Here is a 730-nt window from a genome sequence, read left to right as displayed (position 1 = left end):
GAGTTGCGCCCCGACGTGGTCCTGATGGACGTGCAGATGCCGCGCCTGGACGGCGTATCGGCCACCGGCCAGATCGTCGCCGACGGCCTGGCCGACGTGCTCGTGCTGACCACCTTCGACCTGGACGAGTACGTGTTCGGCGCGCTGCGCGCGGGCGCGGCGGGCTTCCTCCTCAAGGACAGCGAGGCGACCGAACTCCTGGCGGCGGTCCGCACGGTGGCCCGCGGCGAGGGGCTGATCGCCCCGTCGGTGACCCGCCGGCTGATCCGCGAGTTCGGCCGGGTGCAGCCGCCCGGGTTGGCGAGCGGGCCCGACACCGCACTCCTGGACACGCTGACCCCACGGGAGCGCGAGGTGTTGGGCGCGCTCGGCGAGGGGTTGTCGAACGCGGAGATCGCCACCCGCCTGACGATGGCGGAGGCTACGGTGAAGACGCACGTGAGCCGGTTGCTGGCCAAACTGGAGCTGCGCAGTCGGGTGCAGGCCGCGGTACTGGCGCAGGAGTGGGGCGTGAGCGCTCCCCCGCGACGGCCGTAACCGGAATCCTCCAATCTCACTTTGGTCCAGACCTATTGACCCAGTGGTCCAGACCTCCTTACGCTCCCTTCACATCTTTGGTGAGCGTGTCATGACAATGACGGCTTACCGGGCGGCGCACGTTTCGCGAAGATCTCAGCCCGATATCCGGACGACCCCCCATCCGGACCCGAGTATCCAGGAGCCCCTGCAG

The 730-nt window shown here is 69.2% G+C and carries 1 protein-coding gene; it reads left to right on the top strand.

Features of this window, described 5'->3' with window-relative positions:
• The coding region (locus KUM32_RS38625; protein ID WP_217146467.1) for a response regulator transcription factor at nt 1-537 on the top strand (537 nt) is incomplete at its 5' end.
• Nucleotides 538-730: the final 193 nt, after the last annotated feature.

The sequence above is a fragment of the Streptomyces sp. AC627_RSS907 genome (assembly GCF_019049165.1).
This window is presented reverse-complemented; position numbering and strand designations above follow the sequence as displayed.